A 20,675-nucleotide genomic window follows, 5' to 3' on the forward strand; every position below is an offset into this window, starting at 1 on the left:
GGCCGAAGGTTCGATGCCGCGACGCGACACTACGATGGCCGCAGCTTCAAAGCACCCGCAGCAAGCCGTCCAGTCCCACGAAATTGAACGACACGCTGGCTGCTTCGCGCACCACCGGTTTCGCGCGGAATGCAACGGAGAGTCCCGCTTCGGCCATCATCTTCAGGTCGTTCGAGCCGTCGCCGATCGCAATTGCGCGCGACGGTTCGATGCCGAGCGTCGCGCAGGTTTCGCGCAGCGTGCGCGCTTTCACGTCGGCATTGACGATCTCGCCACTCACGTTGCCCGTCAGCTTGCCGTCGATGATTTCGAGCGTGTTCGCGCGCGTGAAATCGAGGCCGAGGCGCGCCTTCAGCTTCGCGGTGAAGAACGTGAAGCCGCCCGACACGAGCAGCGTTTTCAGGCCCGCCTGCTTCGCGCCGGCAAGCATGCGTTCGGCGCCCGGCGAGAACTGCAGCCGCTCGTCGTACACGCGCTCGAGCGCGCTGGCGTCGAGTCCTTTCAGCAACGCGACGCGACGCGTCAGGCTTTCGTTGAAGTCCTTGATCTCGCCGCGCATCGCAGCCTCGGTGATCGCCGCGACTTCGGCTTTGAGCCCGCAGAAATCGGCGATTTCGTCGATGCACTCGATCGTGATCAGCGTCGAATCCATGTCCATCGTGACGAGGCCAAAGTCGCGCAACTGGCGGCCGGCTTCGACAAACGCGTAATCGAGTTGATGCGTGTAGCAATATGCTTCGACGTCGGCGCGCTGCGCGAGCTTCGCATCGGCGATGCGAATGGCGTTCGCGTCGATGACGGCGGCGTGCGAGCCGCGCGCGAGCGCGACGAGCGTTTTATGGTGGTCGGCGGAAAGGGGGGCGACGCTTTGAATGACGAGGTTCATGGACGACCAGTGACGCGGGAAATGAGGCGCGTGGCGCGCGGAAAATCCCGCTATTGTATCGGTTCCGCGCGTTGCGCCGTCGCGGCCGGCTGTGCCGGGATTGCCGGGTTTGCCGTTCAATCCGGCGGTGCGCGGTTCATACCGACGCATCGGATCGGGGACACCAGGAATGCCGTAGCTTTTGCCGCCGCATCGCAAGACTTACAGCCCCATGACAGCACGCCCCCGCGCCGACCGGGTCATGCTTCATTCGTGGCAACCGCGTAAAGCGCGCTGAAACGCGGGCACGCTTGCTGCTTCGCCTGATATCTCAGGCCCATGGGACAGGGGAGCGCGCGATGGCACACATGATCTGGAAGGGCGCAATCAGCTTCGGGCTCGTCCATGTACCGGTTCAGCTTTATCCGGCGACGCAGTCGGAGAAAGTCGGCTTCAATCTGCTCGACAAGCGCACGATCGACCCGGTCGGCTATAAGCAGATCAACAAGCGCACCGGCAAGGACGTGACCCGCGACAACATCGTGCGCGGCTTCGAGTACGAGAAAGACCGCTACGTCGTACTGTCGGACGACGAAATCCGCTCGGCGAACCCGGAGTCGACGCAGACAGTGGACATCCTCGCGTTCGTCGACGCCCCCGACATCTCGTTTCTCTATCTCGACACGCCGTATTTCCTGACCCCCGACCGCAAGGGCGAAAAAGTCTATGCGCTACTGCGCGAGGCGATGACGTCGTCGGGCAAGGTCGGCGTCGCGAGTGTCGTGCTGCATAACAAGCAGCATCTGGCGGCGCTGATTCCGCTCGGTCCCGTGCTGGCGTTGAACACGCTGCGCTGGGCCACCGAAGTGCGCAGTCTCGACGAATTCAAGGTGCCGCCCGAAGGTATGAAGGCTGCCGGCGTGTCGGCGAAGGAACTCGACATGGCGAAAAAGCTGATCGACGACATGAGCGAGACGTGGGACCCGACGCAGTATCACGATACGTTTCGCGACGACATCATGGCGCTCGTCGAGCGCAAGGTTCGCGCGGGCAAGACCGAGGAGATCACCGAAGTCGAAACGCCGCGCGAGTCGCGCAAGTCTGCCGACATTCTCGACCTGTCCGATCTGCTGCGGCGCAGCCTCGGCCGCGGTAAGGACAAGCAGGCCGCTGCGGGCCGCAAGCGCACCGCCGACGAGAACGAGGATCAGGCCGACAGCGAGGCTGGGTCTGATGAAGAGGTGGCCGCGCCCGCGCGCAAAAAGCCTCGCGCCGCGGGCACGGCGCGCAGTCGCAGCGGTAGTGGCGGCAGCGGGGGCACGACATCGAAAACCACGGCAACCTCCCGCAAGCGGCGCGCGGCGGCCTGAGCGCGCGGCCGACCCGCCAATCGCACCCTCCGCACTGGAGTCATCGCCATGAACGACCGACTCGAGCACTATCACCGCAAACGCCGCTTCGAGGACACGCCGGAGCCGGCCGGCGCGACGACCCCCAAGCGCGCCGCGAGCAAGACCGGCAGGAGCGCCACGCGTGCCGCGCCCGACGCGCTGTCCTACGTGATCCAGGAGCACCACGCACGGCGTCTGCACTACGACTTCCGGCTCGAACTGAACGGCGCGCTGCTGTCATGGGCGATTCCGAAGGGACCGAGCCTCGACCCCTCGGTCAAGCGGCTCGCGGTGCACGTCGAGGATCATCCGGTCGAATACGGTACGTTCGAGGGCGAGATTCCGCCCGGCAACTACGGCGCGGGTACCGTGATCGTGTGGGATCGCGGCACCTGGGAGCCGGCGGGCAGCGCGGCCGAAGCCGCGCGATCGTACGCGGCCGGCAAGCTCAAGTTTCATTTGCACGGCGAGAAGCTGCACGGCGGCTGGACGCTAGTACGCAGCCATATGCGCGGCAGCGGCGACAAGGAACAATGGCTGCTGATCAAGGAGCGCGACGAGCAGGCGCGCGACGAAAGCGACTACGACGTGCTGGAAAAGCTGCCGGGCAGCGTGCTGGCCGACGGGCCTTCGAAACGCAGGAGCACGAAGCAAGCGAAGGCGGACACGAAAGCAGACACGAAAGCGTCGGGCGACGGCAAAGCCACGAGCCCAGGCAAGCCGGCGCGATCCGCATCCTCGCGCCGCGTGGCCGATCCCAAACGCCCCGACATCGTCGCGACGCGCAGCGCGCAGTCGCTACGCGAACTCGCCGCGTCGCCATCGATAGAAGGCGCGGTCAAAGCCGCATTGCCCGCGAGCCTGACGCCGGAGCTGGCGACGCTGGTCGACAGCGCGCCGCCAGGCGACGACTGGCTCTACGAAATCAAGTTCGACGGCTACCGCGTGCTCGCGCGCATCGACCATGCATCGAAAGCGAAGGGCGGTGCCGTCAGCGTGTTGACGCGCAACGGCAACGACTGGACCGCGAAGTTCAGCAAGCAGGTCGAGGCCTTCGCATCACTCGACGTGCAAAGCGCGTGGCTCGACGGCGAAGCGGTCGTGCTCGATGAACGCGACGTGCCCAACTTCCAGTTGCTGCAAAACGCGTTCGACGCGAATCGCCCGCAGGACATCGTGATCTATCTGTTCGATCTGCCGTTCCTGAATGGCTACGACCTGCGCGGCGTACCGCTCGAACAGCGTCGCGCAATCTTGCACGCGCTGCTCGAAGGCGTCGACGATCGGGTGCTGCGCTTCTCGAACGACTTCGCGTTCAGCGCCGACGAACTGCTCAAGAGCGCGTGCGACATGGCGCTCGAAGGCATCATCGGCAAGCGGCGTGACAGCAGCTATGTGTCGGGCCGCTCGCCGTCATGGATCAAGCTGAAGTGCCGGCGCCGCCAGGAGTTCGTGATCGGCGGGTACTCGGAGCCTGGGGGCAGCCGCGCGGCGTTCGGCGCGCTGCTGCTTGGAGTCTATGACGGCGACGGACGGCTGCGGTACGCGGGGCGCGTCGGCACGGGCTTCGACGCCGCGCTGCTGCGCTCGGTCAAACGGGCGCTCGATGCGCACCCGAGCAAGCGCATGCCATTCGCGAGCGCGCCGTCCGAGCGCAGCCGCACGCCCGTGCATTGGGTCGAGCCGGTGCTCGTCGCCGAATGCAACTTCGCCGAATGGACGAGCGACGGCATCGTGCGCCAGGCGTCGTTCGTCAGCCTGCGCGACGACAAGCCGGCGCGCCAGATCGTCAGGGAAACCGCCCGACAAGGAGCCGACGTGCAACAGCAAACCGAAACCGCTTCCGACGATACGTCGCAAACAGGCGCGCCGAAAAAGCGCGTGGCTAAAAAGACCGCCGACACCGCGAAGACCGCCAGGGCCGCCGCCACAGGAAGCGCGCCGGCCCGAACCACGGCAACCCGCTCGCGCGCGCACAGCGAAATTGCCGGCGTGCGCATCTCGCATCCCGATCGCGTGATCGACAAAAGCAGCGGCGCAAGCAAGCTCGAACTGGTGCAGTACTACGAATCGATCGCCGAATGGATGTTGCCGCATTTGCGCGAGCGGCCCGTCGCGCTGGTGCGCGCGCCCGAGGATATCGGCGGCGAGCTGTTCTTTCAGAAGCACAGTCAGAAGCTGTCGATTCCGCACGTCACGCAGCACGAGGGACTCGATCCGGGGCATCCACCGCTGATCACGATCGACACGCCCGCCGCGCTGGTCGGTGCCGCGCAGATGGGCACCGTCGAATTTCATACGTGGAATGCGGTCGCGTCGAATATCGAAATGCCCGATCGCGTGGTGTTCGACCTCGATCCGGACCCGTCGCTCGGCTGGGAACGCATGGTCGAGGCCGCGCAACTGACACGCTCGCTGCTCGACGAACTGGGCCTGAAGTCGTTCTGCAAGACGAGCGGCGGCAAGGGCTTGCACGTGATCGTGCCGCTCGCGAAGCAGGCCGGCTGGGACGAAGTGAAGGCTTTCTCACAGGCGGTCGCGCAGCATATGGCGACGACGTTGCCGCAGTACTTCAGCGCAAAGATGGGCGCGCAGAATCGCAAGAAGAAAATTTTCATCGACTATCTGCGCAACAACCGCGGCTCGAGCACGGTGGCCGCATTCTCGGTGCGCGCGCGGCCGGGGCTCGGCGTGTCGGTGCCGCTCGCGTGGGATGAACTCGACAGCACGACGAGCGGCGATCAATGGAACATCCGCAACGTCCACGAGCGCGTGGACGGCCTCGGACGCGACCCGTGGGCCGCCTACGCGCAGACGCGTCAGCGCATCACCGCGGCGATAAAAAAACGTCTGGGCGACGCGCGATGAGCGCTCGTCCGCGTGGCTGAATCCAACCCGCGACTTCGCTGTGCGCACTTAGCGCGTGAACGCGATCTCGAAGGAGCAATGGAATGAAGACCCTGCCGCAATCGACAGATGGCGACCCGCAAGTGAACCCGCAAGCCGACCCGCACGCGAAGAAGGATCCAAAGTCGTTGCAGGAAGCCGCGGTGCCGCTGCCGCATGAAACCGATCAGCATCCGGAGTCGCAGCACGAGGACGAGCCGCGCCATGTCGGCAAGCAGGCGCATGAAGATATCGAGCACGGGCAGCAGGATACCGACCGCCGCGGCGGCGACGAGTATCAGCAGCGCACGCAGAACGACTCGCATACCGATGTGAACTCGCATCGCCAGCAGCGCGGCGCGAAGCGCGGCCAGCGCTGACGCCGCGTACCGGGCGTCGCGCCTACGCGCCCGCCAGTGCGGCCGGCTCCCGATCCCAATACGGCGGATCGCCGAGATGCGCGGCGACGAAGTCGATGAACGCGACCGTCTTCGGCGGCACGAACGCGCGGCTCGGGTACACGGCCCAGATCGCGACGTCGTCCGCGAGCGGATAGCTGTCGAGCACGCTGACGAGTTCGCCGCTGCGCAGATGGCGCGCCACGTCCCATGTCGATTTCAGCGCGATGCCGAAGCCCGCGAGCAGCGCGTCGCGAATCGCCTCGCCGTTGTCGGTGACGAGGCGGCCGCTCACGCGCACGTCGAGCGTGCCGGCAGGCGTCACGAAGCGCCAGTCGCGCTGCTCCGACAGGATGATGCACTCGTGCCGCGCGAGATCCGACGGATGATGCGGCGTGCCGCGCGCGGCCAGATAGGCGGGCGCCGCGCATAGCACGCGGCGGTTGACCGCGAGCCGCCGCGCGACCAACGACGAATCCTTCAGCGCGCCGATGCGAATCGCAACATCGATTCCCGCGTCGACCAGATCGACCACCTGATCGGTCAGGCGCAGATCGACGCTCACGCCCGGATAGCAGCGCAGAAACTCACTGATCACCGGCGACACATACTGACGCCCGAACGACGACGGCATCGACACACGCAACCGTCCCTGCGGCTCGGTCTGCGCGCGGCCGACCGATGCGCGCGCGACGGCGGCCGCGTCGAGCAGCGCCTCGGCGCGCGTCATGAACACTTCACCGTCCTGGGTGAGGCTGATGCGACGCGTGGTCCGATGCAACAGACGCGCGCCGAGCAGCTTTTCGAGTTGCGCGATCCGCGCGCTCGCGACCGCAGCCGACAAGCCGAACTCGCGCCCGGCCGCTGACACATTGGCGAGCAGCGCGGCGCGCACGAACAGCGCGACGTCGAGCAGATCGAGCCGTTCGCGCTTGCTGGGCAGGGACCGGCCGGCCGGGTCTGAACGATTCATTATTCTGAAAAACCAAAAGATGTTTCAGTGATTATGACTGTTTTATCAGAGTAACAACCATCCTACGATGTGGGTCGTGTGTGCACTTCAACCGAACCAACCAGGAGCAGCCATGAAAGCCGTCGGACTCTACCGTTATCTGCCGATCGATGACGCCGAGGCGCTCGTCGACATCGAGATCCCGAAACCCGAAGCGACCGGCCGCGATCTGCTGGTCAAGGTCGAAGCCATTTCCGTGAACCCGGTCGACACCAAGGTGCGCGCGCCGAAAGACGCCGTCGAAAAGACGCCGCGCGTGCTCGGCTGGGATGCGGCCGGCACTGTCGTCGCAGCCGGGCCCGAGGTCACGCTGTTCAAGGTCGGCGATCCGGTCTTCTATGCGGGCAGCATTACGCGGCCGGGCGCCAACAGCGAGTTTCATCTGGTGGACGAACGGATCGTCGGGCACAAGCCGGCGTCGCTCGATTTCACGCACGCGGCCGCCTTGCCGCTGACCGCGATCACCGCGTGGGAAGCATTGTTCGATCGCCTCGGCGTCTCGCCGCAGGGCGCCGACGAAGGCCGCACGGTACTGGTTTTCGGCGGCGCGGGCGGGGTCGGCTCGATCGGCATCCAGCTCGCGAAGCAACTCGGCAAGCTGAAGGTGATCGCGACCGCGTCGCGGCCCGAATCCGCGAAATGGGCACGGGAGCTCGGCGCGGATCACATCGTCAATCACTTCGGCGACCTGCCCGCGCAGATGAAGGAGATCGGCATCGAGCAGGTCGACTACGTGCTGATCTTCAACGACACCGATCGCAATTTCCCGGCTGCCGCCCAGCTGATCAAACCGCAAGGCGGCATCTGCACGATCGTCGAGAACAGCGCCGCGCTGCCGGTCGACTTGCTGAAGGCGAAGAGCGCCGCGTTTCACTGGGAGTTCATGTTCACGCGCTCGATGTTCGGCACACCCGACATGATCGAGCAGCACAAACTGCTGACCGAGGTTGCGCGCCTCGTCGATGCGGGCACGTTGCGCACGACGCTCGGCCAGCACTTGGGCGGCATCAACGCGGAGAATCTGCGCCGCGCGCATCGGCTGCTCGAACAAGGTCGCGCGATCGGCAAGCTGGTGCTGACCGGCTTTTGAGATGAAATCGACGCGCAGAAAGCGCGTCGCCGCAAGCGGGTTAACACCCGAGCCGACGCGACACGCGCGGTAGCGCGCTTGGCGTTAGACTGACGACGCAGCATGCCAAAACGGTTGCGTGTCTTGCGGCGAGGCAAGCCGGTACGAACCGGCCGGTCCCTGGCAGTGCGCGAACAGTGCACAGGCAGTCGCGTCGGCGCGAGCGCGCAGCGGCACAACAACGAGGTGACAGTATGAGCTTGAGCTTCAAACTCTCCGCCGTTTCCGTTGTCGCTTCTCTCGCCTGCGCACTGGTGCCGGCTGCTCACGCAGCCACGCCGATCACGGTGACCAACCAGGCCGCGCTCGACGGTCCGATTCGCTACACCGTTCGCGTCACGTCGAAACAGTTCGGCAATTCCCAGGAGACCCGCACGATCCGCTCCGGCGAATCGGACGACTTCACGTGGAAGACCGTGCCGCCTGGCGGTCCAGTGGCCGCGACGGACGCGTGCCCGGACTATTCGTCGCTGCCGGTCGACGCGAATGGCGCGATGATCCGCCAGACGCAAATTCGCTTCGCGCCGGTGGTGTCGAGCGACGGCACCGCGACCGTGCAGTTGAGCTTCCAGGCGCAGACGCCGCATGGCGTGAAAACCGTGACGAGCGGCGGCAAGACGCTCAAGTGTCCGAACGATGTGCGCATGAGTCAGATCGTGCGTTTCACGATGCCGGTCAATGGCACGACCAAAACGCTGACGCTGAGCGACGGCACCGAGGTCGCAGTTACCGCGAAGCGTTGAACGCTTGCACGCGCGCGGCCGAGCGTCGCGTGCGCCCAGTGGCATGCGCTAGCGCGTGATGCTCGCGAGTCATCCTTTACGCGCGTCACGCTCAACGAGCCGCGCCGGCAAGAACTGATGCTCGGCCGAAAAGAGTCGCCGGTACGTGAGCAGCACCGCGCCCACGGTGCCTAGCGCCGACGCCGCCGCGATCAGAAACATGATGACGATCTGATAGCGCACCGCCTGCAATGGCGACTGCCCGGCTAGCACCTGACCCGTCATCATGCCCGGCAAACTGACGACGCCGACCACCGCCATCTGGTTCAACGTCGGCATCATGCCCGCGCGCACCGCCTGGCGCGCCGGCACCTGCGCGGACTCCCAGCGCGTCGCGCCGAGCGCGAGCGCCATGTCGACGCGATCGCGCCGCGCGGTCAACTCCTCGGTCATCCGCTCGATGCCAAGCGACACGCCGGTCAGCGTGTTGCCGAGGATCATGCCGAGAATCGGTATCGCATACTGCGGCGCATACCACGGATGGATGCGGATCACGACGAACAGTCCCACCGCGGCAACCAGCCACGAACTGACCCAGATCGATAGCACGCTGTCGGCGCGTTGCCCGGCATAGGTGCGGCTGCCGCGTTGCGCGCCGGCGAAGCCGGCGATCAGCGTCATCACGATCATCAGCGGCAGCACGACGTACCAGCGATCGAAACGGAACACCCAGCCGAGCACGTAGCCGATCGCGAGCAGCTGGACGACGGTGCGCACCGCCGCCCATGCGAGCTTGCGCTCGAGATCGAGCTTCAGCGCGACCGATACCGCGCCATTCACGACGATCAGCAGCGTCGCGATCGCGACGTCCCACAAGCTCAAATTCTGCAGGCTCATGAGCGAGGCTCCCGGGGCAAGTCCGCGGCGGCATGTCGGTCCGCGTCGCGCCGCACGGCAGTTTCTTCGGCCAGTACGCCGGCGCGCATCGTCAGATGCCGTTCGCTCATGCGTGCCGCCTGCTCCATATCGTGCGACACCCACATCGACGCGTGGCGTTCCGGCGCGGCATCGAACCACGCCCGCACGAGCGCTTCGATTGCGCGCGACGACGCCGGGTCGAGCGATGCGGTCGGCTCGTCGAGCAGCAGCACTTCGGGCGCGAGTTGCAGCACGCGGATCAGCGCGGCGATCTGCGCTTCGCCACCCGACAGCTCGCTCGCGCGCTTGCCGAGAAAGTCCTCGCCGCGGCCGGCCTGGATGGCCAGCCCGGCCGCGCGCACGCGATCGAAGCGCACATCGCGATACGCGCGTAGCTCGAACGGATAGCGCAGATTGTCTTCGACGCTGCCGTCGATCAGCGCGGGCCGCTGCCGGATATACGCGACGCCGCGCCGGTAGCGCGGAATCGCCGCGCGCTCGACCGGCGCGCCATGCCATAGGATGCGCCCCGCATCGATCGGATCGAGCAGCGCGAGCGCGCGCAGAAACACGCTCTTGCCGGAGCCGGACGGTCCGGTAACCGCGACGCGCTCGCCGGCGCGCAGTGCGAAGGTGGTCGGCTGCAACAGCGTCTGGCCGCGCTGCGCGTCGCGCCGTACGATGCCGTCGGCGAGGACGAAGGGAACATCGGTCATGGTTGGAACATCGTGGGGAGCGGGTACTGGTCGGTCTGTCGGAAAAGCGTGCGCCATGATAAAACGACGAAGCGCGACGAGGCGCGACAACGCACGAAAACGCACGAAAACGCACGACAAGCAGCGCGGCGATTCATGGTCGCGCGCCGGGCACGATAACTGCTGCATCGTGCACAACGTAGAAAAATACGCGGAGCCTTTCAATGTCAGGGTCGAGCAGCACCGGACGACGGGTCGGAAAAATCTTTGCCTGGCTGCTGGCCGCGCTCGTGATCCTGATCGCCGCGCTCGTCATCTTCATCCTGACTTTCGACTGGAACCGCGCGCGGCCCTACATCGACGATAAGGTCAGCCAGGCGATCGGCCGGCCGTTCGCGATCAACGGCGATCTGAAGGTGGGCTGGCGTCACCCGGTCGGCGAAACCGGCTGGCGCGGCTGGGTGCCCTGGCCGCGCTTCTCGGGGGCCAACATCACGATCGGCAATCCCGACTGGACCAAACAGCCGCAGTTCGCGACGCTCGACGAGATCGACTTCGAGGTCGAGGTACTGCCGCTGCTCGCGCACGACATCGTGATTCCGGCGATCAATCTCGTCAATCCATCGGTCGATCTCGAACGTCTGCTCGACGGGCGCAATAATTGGACCTTCAAGCTGCCGTCGTCGAGCGGACCGTCCGAGTGGAAGCTCGATCTGCACGATATCGCGTTCGCGAAGGGCAATATCGCGCTGGCGGATCAGCAGAAGAAGATGGAAGTGCAGATGGTCGTCGATACGCTCGGGCAGCCGATCCCGATCGGCGACGCGCTGAGGCAGCAGGAGGCGGCCTCGCGCAGCGCGTCGGCGCAGGCGGTCGGCCGCGCGGGCGCGAGCGAGCTCGCCGCGCAGGCCGAGGCACAGGCGGCCTCGGAGGCGAAGGCGGCTTCCGCGGCGGCCGCTTATGAAGCGGCGGCGCAGGCGTCGGGTGCATCGGGCGCATCGGGCGCGTCGGGTGCATCGGGCGCGTCGGGCGCATCGGGCGCATCGGGCGCATCGGGCGCGTCCGTAACGTCAGGCGTGGCCGCGAGTTCCGGCGCGCTCGCGACGAGCGGCGCCGCCGCGCCAGCGGAAGCCATCAGCGGGAGCGCCGGCTCCGCCGCGGCGGTATCGGGGGCGAGCGGCACCGCACCGGGCGCCAGGCGCCCGACGCCGCTTTATGCGATCGGCTGGACCGTCAGGGGCACCTACAACCGCACGCCGGTTTCGGGCAGCGGCAAGCTCGGCGGCGTGCTCGCGCTGCAGGATGCGAACCGGCCATTCCCGGTGCAGGCCGACGTCAAAGCCGGCGACCTGCATATCGCCTTCGTCGGCACGATCACCGATCCGGCGCATCTCGCGGCGCTCGATCTGCGTCTCTGGCTGCAGGGCAACAGCATGGCGCGCCTGTATTCGCTGACCGGCGTGACCTTGCCCGAGACGCCGCCGTACGCGACCGAGGGTCGTCTGATCGGTCAGTTCAAATCGGGCGGCAACGTGTTCACGTATGAAAACTTTACAGGCCGGGTCGGCGGCAGCGATCTGAACGGTTCGTTGACCTATACCGCGCGCAAGCCGCGTCCGCTGCTGGCGGGTGAACTCGAGTCGCACCTGTTGCAGTTCTCCGATCTCGCACCGGTGATCGGCGCCGATTCGAACGCGAGCAAGGCCAGGCGCGGCGACGCCGCCCGGCAGCCGGGCAACCGCGCGTTGCCGGTCGAGGAGTTCCGCACCGAGCGCTGGAAGGCGATCGACGCCGACGTCAAGTTCACCGGCCGGCGCATCATCAAGAACTCGAACCTGCCGATCACGGATCTGTACACGCACGTCGTGATGACCGACGGCGTGCTGTCGCTCGTACCGCTGAAGTTCGGCGTCGCGGGCGGTTCGCTCGCGTCGGACATTCATCTCGATGGCAGCGCGGCGCCGCTGAAGGGCCGCTTCGCGATGTCGGCGCGGCACGTCAAGCTGAAGCAATTGTTCCCGAGCTTCAAGACGATGCAGAACGCGCTCGGCGAGATCAACGGCGATGCGTCGCTGTCCGCGACCGGTAATTCGCCGGCAGCGCTCGCGGCGACTTCGAACGGCGAGTTGAAGGCGCTCGTGACCGACGGCACCGTGAGCCGTCTGCTGATGGAGGCGGCCGGGCTCAACGTCGCGAACGTCGTGTATGAAAAGCTGTTCGGTACTAGCGACGTGAAGATCAATTGCGCGGCTGCCGATTTCGTCGCGACCGACGGCGTGCTCGAAGCGCGCGTGTTCGCGCTCGACACCGGCGACGCGGTGATCAACATCGACGGTCACGTGAATCTGCGCGACGAGACGATGGACCTTGGCGTGCATCCGCATACGAAGGGCTTCCGGGTCTTTTCGCTGCGCTCGCCGCTGTACGTGAAGGGCACCTTCAAGGATCCGCACGTCGGCGTCAATGCGGCCGCGCTCGCGTTGCGTGGCGGCGCGGCGGTCGGGCTCGGGCTGGTCAATCCGTTCGCGGCGCTGATTCCGCTGCTCGCGCCGAGTAACAACAAGCCGCTGCCGTGCGCGCAATTGCTCGCGCAAGTGCGGCAGATGCCGACGGCGCCGGCGCCGGGCGTCAGGCAACAGCCGAAGGCGCCGATGTCGCTCGAGGGCGCGCCGGTGAACAAGTCTCGATGAAGCGAAGAGAACGACCTGTCAGTAGCCCTGAACTTCGGGGCGCCTGCTCGGCCTATCTGAGCGAGCGTGGTGTTGCATCACCCGACGCATCCTGGCGACGCACGCCGCGGCGGGTACCGATCCGCGTCGCGCCGAACTCCGTCAGAATCTTGCCGCGCGCACGGCTCGCGAACACGAGGAAGCCGAAGCCGTCGGCCTCATACCAGTAGCCGCCGTTCTCGAGGCCGTCGAGCGGCTGCTCCAGCGCGTTGGTAATGGATTCGATGCAGCGCCGCCGCAATTCGGCCGGCGCGGGGTAGGGTGGCTGCGCGCCGCGCACACTGCATAGAAGCACGTCGAGTCCGGGCAGCACGTGTGCATAGAGCACCGGTTCGTCCTGCGCGCGAGCCCGCGCGATCTTGGTGTCGAGTTGACTGAATGGCTTGAAATGCCGCAGAACCGCGAGGAACGACTCGTCGCCGTCCACCTTCGCGCGTCGACGCTTTTTCGGGAAGGACATAAAAATTCGCCTGAAAAAGAATTGCAAGAAACGCTGCGTCCTCATGCGACCACTCCCGGCTTTCGCGCGCCGCACGTCGATCTTTTATAGCATACGACAAGGCTGGATTCACGATGATTCGACGCTAGCGCATCGCCCCACCGCCTCCCGCACGAATCATGCCGAACCGCCTCGCCGCGCGCATTCGCATCCCAGCACACCTTGTCTCCATCATAGACGCAGGCGGCGCGGAAAAAACATCCCATCCCAATAAAAAAGTCATTTTTGTGTGGTCGAGCGCTTGCTGTCGCGCCGTTGAAATATCCGCGATTCACGTCGATAATGACCCGTCCGGCCGCGCTGCGCCCGCTTTACTGCGGGCCACGGGTGCGCGCGAGCCCCGCCGTTCGAGTGACAGCCTGAATCACAGCCTGAACGCCCTGACGGAACCATGAAACTATTCACCAAAGGTCTGTTGCTGATCGCGGTACCGAGCGCGGTCGAACTCGCGCTACTCGGGGTCGTCTTCGACACGCAGGCGCGAACCGCGCAGGCCGCGCGATGGGTCGACAACAGCAAGCAGATCCTCTATCAATCGTCGGCCATTGTCGATCCGCTGCTGCGTCAGACCGCGCGTGTGCGCACGGCGATGGTGACGGGCAACGCATCGCTGATCGACCGCCACGCGGTGTGGGTCGACCTGAACGACCGGCTCGCGAAGCTCGAGGCGCTGGTCGCCGAAACGCCGCCGCAGGCCGAGCGCGTACGCAGCATGCGGCGCGCGATCGACGCGTATCGCGAACAGAGTGTCGCGATCTCGCAGGCTTTACACGAGGGCCGCAGTCTACGCCCCTATATCGCGCTCGAAACCGACGCGTTGCCGGAGCGGGTCGCCGTGTTCCGCGACGAGCTGGCGCAGTTCGGCGCGGCGGCGTCGGAGCTCGACGTCGAGCGCTCGACCGCGCTCGCCGAGCGGCGCGAGCTTCAGCAGCGTACGCTGATCGCCGCGGTGTTCGGCTCGATGCTGATCTGGGCGATGACCGCCTTCGTGTTCGCGCGTGGTATCGGCCAGCGCCTCGAAGTGCTGACCGATAACGCCGAGCGGCTAGGCAGCGGCCGGCCGCTCGCGGCGCCGTTGTCAGGCAGCGACGAAATCGCCGCGCTCGACATGGTGCTGCATCAGACCGATACGCGTCTGCGCGAGGCGGAAGCCGGGCAGCAGGCCCTGAAGACGGAGCTCGAGGCACGTGCGCGTGAACTGGCGGAAGTCAATGAGGAATTGCGCCAGGAAACGCAGGACAACGAGATGTTCATCGATAGCGTGTCGCACGATCTGCGCTCGCCGCTCGTCAATCTGCAGGGGTTTTCCAGGGAGCTGCACGTGTCGTGCGACGAACTCGACGGCCTCGTCGCGCAGGCTCGTCTGCCTGAAAACGAACAGCGGCGCATGACGCAGATCCTCGATGGCGACGTGCGCGAGTCGTTGCGTTATCTGCGCACCGCTGTCGCGCGCGCGGCGGCGATCATTGATGCGCTGTTGCGCATCTCGCGCGCGGGACGGCTCGACTACCAGTGGCAGCGGGTCAGTGTCGGGCGCGCGGTGGCGCGGGCCGTCGATGCGTTGCAAGGCACGATCGACCAGCGCGCGGCGAGCGTCACGGTGCGCGAGCTGCCGCCCGCATGGGGCGATCCGGCGGCGGTCGAGCAGATCTTCAGCAATCTGATCGGCAATGCGCTGACCTTCCTCGATCCGACGCGCCGCGGACGCATCGAGATCGGCGCGCTCGCGCCCGAACCCGTCGACGAAAACGAGCCGCGAGCGGTCCGCATGCGCACCTATTACGTCCGCGACAATGGGCTCGGCATTCCGGCCGCATATCTGTCGAAGGTGTTTCGCGCGTTCCAGCGTCTGCATGTGGACGTCGCGAGCGGCGAGGGGATCGGCCTCGCGGTGGTGCGGCGTTCGGTCGAGCGGCACGGCGGGCGCGTCTGGGTCGAATCGGCCGAAGGCGCGGGATCGACCTTTTTCGTGGTTCTGCCCGAGCGGCCGGTGCGCCTGTGAGCGCGGCGCATGCCGGCGCGGGCATTGCCTCTGCCAGCCGGCGAGCGGCATGGATGACGAATCGTTGGCACGGAGAGCTTATGAGTCACGCGCGAACGGTCAGCGTCGTTCTGATCGAAGATGACGACGGCCACGCGACGCTCGTGCGGCGCAATCTGCGCGAAATTGCGCGCTGCTACGAGCTGGGTTGCAACGTCTATATCTGCAAGCCGGTCGAATACGAGGCGTTCATCGAGGCCGTGCGCCGGCTCGGTTTATTCCTGCAAGTGGTCAAGCTGCCGCCGGGGCATCGGCTCGCGTCCCCCTGAAGCTGTCCGAAAGCCGTTCATGACAAGATAAGCGCTGAACTCAGCCAGAGAGCACCTGCATGACCGAAGAAGTGTCCACCTCGCACGCCGCGTATGTGCTCGTCGTCGATGACGACGAGGGCATCTTGCGGCTCGCGCGCAAGTCGCTCGAACGCGCCGGCTGCCGGGTGGCGATCTGCGCCGGCGTCGAGGCGGCCCGCGAGCGTCTCGCGAGCGGCGGCCCCGATCTGCTCGTGCTCGACTACCAGCTGCGCGGGCCGGAGACCGGGCTCGATTTCTTCCGGCGTCTGCGCGCGGAGGGGGTGCGCGTTCCGGCGATCCTCGTGACCGGCTTCACCGACGAGTCGCGCGTGATCGACGCGCTGCGCGCGGGCGTGTCCGACGTGGTGCCGAAGGCCGGCGACTATCTCGACTATCTGCCGGAGGCCGTGGAGCGCGTGCTGTCGCAGGTGCGGCTGCAACACGCGTCCGACGAAGCGCTGCTGCTGCGCGATCGCGAGCTCCACTACCGCACGCTGTCGGAGGCGTTGCCGCATCTCGTGCTGACCTGCGACGCGGCCGGCGATTGCGACTTCCTGTCCAAGCAGTGGCACGACTACACCGGCTTGCCCGAGCACGCGTCGTACGGTCTCGCGTGGCTCAACGCCGTGCATCCCGACGATCGCGAGCCGGTCCGTCAAAGCTGGCTGAAGGCCGTCGCAAGCCGCAGCGGCGACTATCGGCATGAGCTGCGGATTCGTCGCCACGACGGCGAATACCGCTGGTTCGACGTGCGTGTCGTCGCAATGCGCGACGCCGATGGCAACGTCAGCAAATGGTTCGGCAGCTGCACCGACATCCATTCGCAGCGCGAGGCGATCGAGGAGCGCGAGCGGCTGCTGGAGTCCGAGCAGGCCGCGCGCCAGGCCGCTGAAGAAGCGAATCGCGCGAAGGACCGCTTTCTCGCGATGCTGTCGCACGAGTTGCGCACGCCGCTCACGCCGGTGCTCGCGGGTGCGAGCATGCTCGAGATGATCCCGGAGCTGCCCGAGCAGGCGCGCGCGAGCGTGCGCATGATCCGCCGCAACGTCGAGCTCGAGGCGCGGTTGATCGACGATCTGCTCGATCTGACGCGCGTCGCGAACGGCAAGCTGCGGCTGTCGCTGGAGACCGTCGACGTACATGAGGTGATCGACGGCGTGCTCGAACTCTTTCGCAGCGAAATCCAGATCAAACAGCAGGACGTGCATGTCGGCAAGCACGCGACGCATCACTACGTGCTCGCCGATCGCGCGCGCCTGCAACAGATGCTGTGGAACCTGATTCGCAATGCCGCGAAGTTCACGCCGGACGGCGGCCATATCTATGTGCGCACGCGCGACGAACGCATGCAGGTGCAGATATCGGTCGAAGACACCGGCATCGGCATCGAGCCGGAGCAGATCGGCAAGCTGTTCAACGCGTTCGAGCAGGGCGACCAGAAAATGACGCGGCAGTTCGGCGGCCTGGGCCTCGGTCTCGCCATCACGAAGGCTTTGACCGACGTGCACGGCGGCACCGTGACCGCGCAAAGTCCCGGTCCGCATTGCGGCGCGACCTTCACGATCACGCTGCCGACCGCGGCCGCGCCGGCCGCGGCGCTGCCGGTGATCGTGCCGAGCATCGCGCAGCCGGCCAGCTCGCTGACGGTGCTGCTGATCGAGGATCATGCCGATACCGCCGACGTGATGGCCCAATTGATGCGCGGCCTCGGTCATCAGGTGACGGTGGTCGGGCGGATCGACGATGCGCTTGCGGCGACGCAGTTGCAGAGGTTCGATCTGGTCGTCAGCGATGTCGGATTACCGGATGGCACGGGCCTCGATTTCATCAAGATGTTTCGCGAGCATTCCGACGCGCCAGCGGTCGCGCTGACCGGCTTCGGCACCGACGAGGACGTGCGCCGTTGTTTGAGCGCCGGCTTTACTTCGCATTTGACGAAGCCTGTCAATTTCGGCCAGCTCGAAACGATGATCGACAACGCGGCGCAATTGAAGGCTCAAAAGGGATCGTGAGGCTAGATAATCCGCTGGGCTGAAAAAGGCGGGAAAACACCAAGGCCTGTTGCGACGTCAATCGCAACAGGCCTTTTTATTTCACTGACTCAGGCCGTCGAACCCGAGTTTAATTTGACAATTAGCTCTGCTGGTTCTTTAGCGTATCGCGGATTTCGCGCAGCAGCAGCACGTCTTCCGGCGTCGGCGGCGGCTCCGCCGGCGCGGCTTGCGGCTCCTTGCGCAGTGTGTTGATGAACTTGACCATCAGGAAAATGATGAACGCGAGAATAATGAAATTGATCGTCGCGGTAATGAACGAACCGTAGCCGAACACCGCGACGCCCGCGGTCTGCAGGTCTTTATATGATTCGAGGTTGCCCTTGTAAGTCGCCGGAACATGGCCGAGGCGAACGAACATATTCGAAAAATCGAGGCCGCCGGTAGCGAGCCCGACAACCGGCATGATCAGGTCTTTAACCACGGAATTGACAATGGTGGAAAATGCGCCGCCGATAATCACACCGACCGCCAGATCCATCACATTGCCTTTAAGGGCAAATTCTTTAAATTCCTGGACCATGCTCATAGATACACCTCCCCAAATATGAATAGCCGAATCATACCAACCTGATGCGGATAGCCTAGTGCTTTAGCCGCGATGCAACAAGTGCATTCGCTGCGCGTCGCTAATGAGGAAACTGCGACTCGCTATGACGCGCGCGTTCCAGATGCGCGGCAAAACCGACCGGATCGATATTGGTGCCGCACAGCAGCACGCCCACCCGTTTGCCTTGCAAGTGCCCGCGCAACGGGCCGAGCAGTGCGGCCGTGGCGGCTGCGCAGGCCGGCTCGACCGCGAGCTTCAGCTGATTGAACAGAATCAGCATCGTCTCGCGCAACTGGTCGTCGGACACCGTCACGATCCGATCGACATGGCGGCGGCACAACTCGTAGCTATATTGCTCGGTATGCGGCGACATCAGCGAATCGGCGATGCTGTACATATGGCCCATTCTGACCGTATGGTTGGCGGCAAAACTCTTGCTCATCACATCCGAGCCTTCGGGCTCGACGCCGTACACATGCACGTTCGGATTCGCGAGCCGCAGCGCGGTGGCGATGCCGGCCGCGAGACCGCCGCCACCGATTGGCACGATCACCGCTTCGAGGTCGGGCGTTTGCGTCGCCCATTCGTAGCCGAGCGTCGCCGAGCCGAGCACCGTGCGATAGCCGTTGAACGGATGCACGAAATAGCGGCCTTCCTCGGCTTCGACGCGGCGCACCAGCTCGAACGCTTCGGCGAGATCTTCCGCGTAGACGATGTCGGCGCCGTATTCGCGGCACAACGCGACGCGGGCCGGATTCGCCGTGCTGAATAGCACGACCTTCGCACTGACGCCGAGCCGCATCGCCGCGTAGGCGACCGCCACCGCATGATTGCCGCCCGACACGCAGGTGACGCCAGCGCTCTTCTGCGCGTCGTCGAGCGCGAGCAGGTTCGTGAAGGCGCCGCGTGCCTTGAAGCTGCCGCCCGCCTGCAGCAATTCGAACTTGAAATTGACGACGGTACCCTGCAGCGACGAGAAGTCGAGCCGGTCGAACACCGGCGTGCGCGCGACCCATGGCGTCAACGCGAAGTGCTGCGCGGCGATGTCGTCGAGCGTGGGGATCGGCTCACCGTCGATCGTGTGATCCGTGTGCTGCTGCATGGCGCTGGACATGGCGGTCGCTCCGGGGTCGTCGATGTCGTAAGACCGGTCGCGCGGCGCGCAGGTTCAGTACGATTGCGCGCCGCTGCAACGAAACGGGCTAAGCGGCCTCGACCGACATGCTGTGGATGAACTTGCGCAAGAAGCGCTCGCACGCGACGAGCTGCTCGAGCTCGACGAATTCGTTCGCCTTGTGCGCCTGCTGGATGTCGCCGGGGCCGCAGACGATGCTCGGAATCCCCGCGTTCGAAAAGAGGCCGGCCTCGGTGCCATACGCGACCTTGCGCTTGTCCTGATCGCCTGTCAGCGCGCGCACGAGTTGCGTGATCGCGGCCTGTTCAGACGAATCGAGGCCGGGCGCCGCGGCGATCCTGGTAATTTCGATCGCCGCCGACGGATGCTCGCGCAGCATTTTCGGCAACAGCGTTTCGCGCGCGTAGGTGTCGATGCGCGCGAAGATCTGCTCGGGATCGAGCGTCGGCAGATTGCGGAATTCGAACTGGAACTGGCATTCGGCCGGCACCGTGTTGATCGCGTTGCCGCCCGTGATCGTACTGGTCTGGGCGGTGCTGAACGGCACGTCGTACAGTTGGTCGAACGGGCCTTGCTCGCGGAACTGGTCGGCCACGTCGCGGATGTAGCAGATCAGGCGCGCCGCGTACTCGATCGCGTTCAAGCCCTTCGGCGTCAGCGACGAATGCGCGGCCTGGCCGCGTACGCAGCACTGATACGCGTTGATGCCCTTGTGCGCGATGATCGGGCGCATGCTGGTCGGCTCGCCGACGATACAGCCGTCCGGCTTTACGCCGCGCTTCATCAGATCGGCGATCAGAAGCGGCGCGCCGACGCAGCCGACTTCCTCGTCGAACGACAGCGCGAAATGGATCGGCTTCGCGAGCCTGGTACGCTGCATGTCCGGCACGAGCGCGAGCGCGGCGCCGATGAAGCCCTTCATGTCGCAGGTGCCGCGGCCGTAGAGCTTGTTGCCGCGAATCTCGGGCTTGAACGGATCGCTGTCCCATCGCTGGCCGTCCACCGGCACGACGTCGGTGTGGCCCGACAGCACGACGCCGCCGTTCGTTTCGCCATCGTGCGCGGGAATCGTCGCGAACAGATTCGCCCATTTGCCGCCCTTGCCGTGCGTGAGCGTCGCGTCGATACCTACCGCTCGCAGCTCGTCGCGCACCGTTTCGATCAGACCGAGATTCGGATTGCGGCTCACCGTGTCCATCGACACCAGACGGGTGACCCAGGGCAGCGATGCGGGAGAAGCGGAGGAGGCGGACGACTGCGACGATTGCGCTGTTTCAGCGACGTGAGACATGACATGACTCCAGCATTTCGTGTCTATCGATCATATCCCAAATTGCATTTTCGTAAGGGTATGCAAACCGCCG

At 65.5% G+C, this 20,675-nt stretch carries 18 protein-coding genes; 10 read left to right on the forward strand and 8 right to left on the reverse strand.

The window, feature by feature from the left end; genetic code table 11:
- Positions 1 to 46 precede the first annotated feature (46 nt).
- Complete coding sequence (gene serB, locus OKW43_RS22380) at positions 47 to 886, reverse strand: phosphoserine phosphatase SerB (protein ID WP_429449894.1); 840 nt, start codon at positions 884 to 886, stop codon at positions 47 to 49.
- Positions 887 to 1,224: 338 nt separating this feature from the next.
- On the opposite strand from serB, the gene OKW43_RS22385 reads away from it, so the two are divergent.
- The 3 genes from OKW43_RS22385 to OKW43_RS22395 all read left to right on the forward strand — a co-directional run bounded on the left by OKW43_RS22385 (position 1,225) and on the right by OKW43_RS22395 (position 5,522).
- Positions 1,225 to 2,235, forward strand: coding sequence for a Ku protein (locus OKW43_RS22385; protein WP_429449896.1), 1,011 nt, complete (start codon positions 1,225 to 1,227; stop codon positions 2,233 to 2,235).
- A gap of 48 nt (positions 2,236 to 2,283) precedes the next feature.
- On the forward strand, positions 2,284 to 5,124 hold the full coding sequence (ligD, locus tag OKW43_RS22390; protein WP_429449898.1) for a DNA ligase D: 2,841 nt from the start codon (positions 2,284 to 2,286) through the stop codon (positions 5,122 to 5,124).
- 83 nt (positions 5,125 to 5,207) lie between these two features.
- Positions 5,208 to 5,522: a hypothetical protein gene (locus tag OKW43_RS22395; protein ID WP_187635201.1), complete on the forward strand. Its 315-nt coding sequence runs from the start codon at positions 5,208 to 5,210 to the stop codon at positions 5,520 to 5,522.
- 22 nt (positions 5,523 to 5,544) lie between these two features.
- On the opposite strand, the gene OKW43_RS22400 is transcribed toward OKW43_RS22395, so the two are convergent.
- A complete protein-coding gene (locus OKW43_RS22400; protein ID WP_429449901.1) occupies positions 5,545 to 6,513 on the reverse strand; it encodes a LysR family transcriptional regulator in 969 nt (322 codons plus the stop codon).
- A gap of 112 nt (positions 6,514 to 6,625) precedes the next feature.
- On the opposite strand from OKW43_RS22400, the gene OKW43_RS22405 reads away from it, so the two are divergent.
- Both OKW43_RS22405 and OKW43_RS22410 read left to right on the forward strand, forming a co-directional pair.
- A complete protein-coding gene (locus OKW43_RS22405; protein WP_429449903.1) occupies positions 6,626 to 7,642 on the forward strand; it encodes a zinc-binding alcohol dehydrogenase family protein in 1,017 nt (338 codons plus the stop codon).
- 233 nt (positions 7,643 to 7,875) lie between these two features.
- Positions 7,876 to 8,424 carry a DUF6013 family protein gene (locus tag OKW43_RS22410; protein WP_429449905.1) on the forward strand — a complete coding sequence of 183 codons (549 nt, stop codon included), beginning with the start codon at positions 7,876 to 7,878 and terminating at the stop codon, positions 8,422 to 8,424.
- Between the two features lie 69 nt (positions 8,425 to 8,493).
- On the opposite strand, the gene OKW43_RS22415 is transcribed toward OKW43_RS22410, so the two are convergent.
- Together OKW43_RS22415 and OKW43_RS22420 are read right to left on the reverse strand one after the other, a co-directional pair.
- Entirely contained in the window at positions 8,494 to 9,300 is an 807-nt protein-coding gene (locus OKW43_RS22415; RefSeq protein WP_429449907.1) for an ABC transporter permease, read from the reverse strand.
- Positions 9,297 to 10,037 (reverse strand): ABC transporter ATP-binding protein, encoded by a 741-nt coding sequence (locus OKW43_RS22420; protein ID WP_429449909.1) that lies wholly within the window; start codon positions 10,035 to 10,037, stop codon positions 9,297 to 9,299. Before OKW43_RS22420 ends, OKW43_RS22415 begins: the two co-directional genes overlap by 4 nt.
- Positions 10,038 to 10,240: 203 nt before the next feature.
- Between OKW43_RS22420 and OKW43_RS22425 the strand changes: the two genes are divergently transcribed.
- Positions 10,241 to 12,706, forward strand: coding sequence for an AsmA family protein (locus tag OKW43_RS22425; RefSeq protein WP_429449911.1), 2,466 nt, complete (start codon positions 10,241 to 10,243; stop codon positions 12,704 to 12,706).
- 52 nt (positions 12,707 to 12,758) lie between these two features.
- Here the strand turns inward: OKW43_RS22425 and OKW43_RS22430 are convergent, their stop codons facing one another.
- Positions 12,759 to 13,250 carry a hypothetical protein gene (locus tag OKW43_RS22430; protein WP_129957323.1) on the reverse strand — a complete coding sequence of 164 codons (492 nt, stop codon included), beginning with the start codon at positions 13,248 to 13,250 and terminating at the stop codon, positions 12,759 to 12,761.
- A 113-nt stretch (positions 13,251 to 13,363) separates the two neighbouring features.
- On the opposite strand from OKW43_RS22430, the gene OKW43_RS22435 reads away from it, so the two are divergent.
- The 4 genes from OKW43_RS22435 to OKW43_RS22450 all read left to right on the forward strand — a co-directional run bounded on the left by OKW43_RS22435 (position 13,364) and on the right by OKW43_RS22450 (position 17,587).
- On the forward strand, positions 13,364 to 13,639 hold the full coding sequence (locus tag OKW43_RS22435) for a hypothetical protein (RefSeq protein WP_429449914.1): 276 nt from the start codon (positions 13,364 to 13,366) through the stop codon (positions 13,637 to 13,639).
- Positions 13,636 to 15,246, forward strand: coding sequence for a sensor histidine kinase (locus OKW43_RS22440; RefSeq protein WP_429449916.1), 1,611 nt, complete (start codon positions 13,636 to 13,638; stop codon positions 15,244 to 15,246). Before OKW43_RS22435 ends, OKW43_RS22440 begins: the two co-directional genes overlap by 4 nt.
- 80 nt (positions 15,247 to 15,326) lie before the next feature.
- Positions 15,327 to 15,554, forward strand: coding sequence for a hypothetical protein (locus OKW43_RS22445; RefSeq protein ID WP_187635209.1), 228 nt, complete (start codon positions 15,327 to 15,329; stop codon positions 15,552 to 15,554).
- A gap of 59 nt (positions 15,555 to 15,613) precedes the next feature.
- Complete coding sequence (locus tag OKW43_RS22450; RefSeq protein WP_429449919.1) at positions 15,614 to 17,587, forward strand: response regulator; 1,974 nt, start codon at positions 15,614 to 15,616, stop codon at positions 17,585 to 17,587.
- Between the two features lie 121 nt (positions 17,588 to 17,708).
- Here the strand turns inward: OKW43_RS22450 and mscL are convergent, their stop codons facing one another.
- From mscL to argE, 3 genes are all read right to left on the reverse strand, one after another.
- Positions 17,709 to 18,155, reverse strand: a complete 447-nt coding sequence (gene mscL, locus OKW43_RS22455; protein WP_187635211.1) for a large conductance mechanosensitive channel protein MscL — start codon at positions 18,153 to 18,155, stop codon at positions 17,709 to 17,711.
- A gap of 100 nt (positions 18,156 to 18,255) precedes the next feature.
- Entirely contained in the window at positions 18,256 to 19,290 is a 1,035-nt protein-coding gene (locus OKW43_RS22460) for a threonine/serine dehydratase (RefSeq protein ID WP_187635212.1), read from the reverse strand.
- 88 nt (positions 19,291 to 19,378) lie between these two features.
- Positions 19,379 to 20,602 (reverse strand): acetylornithine deacetylase, encoded by a 1,224-nt coding sequence (gene argE / locus OKW43_RS22465; protein ID WP_429449923.1) that lies wholly within the window; start codon positions 20,600 to 20,602, stop codon positions 19,379 to 19,381.
- Between the last annotated feature and the right edge of the window lie 73 nt (positions 20,603 to 20,675).

It is taken from the genome of Paraburkholderia sp. WC7.3g (assembly GCF_050436345.1).
GTDB lineage: Bacteria > Pseudomonadota > Gammaproteobacteria > Burkholderiales > Burkholderiaceae > Paraburkholderia > Paraburkholderia podalyriae.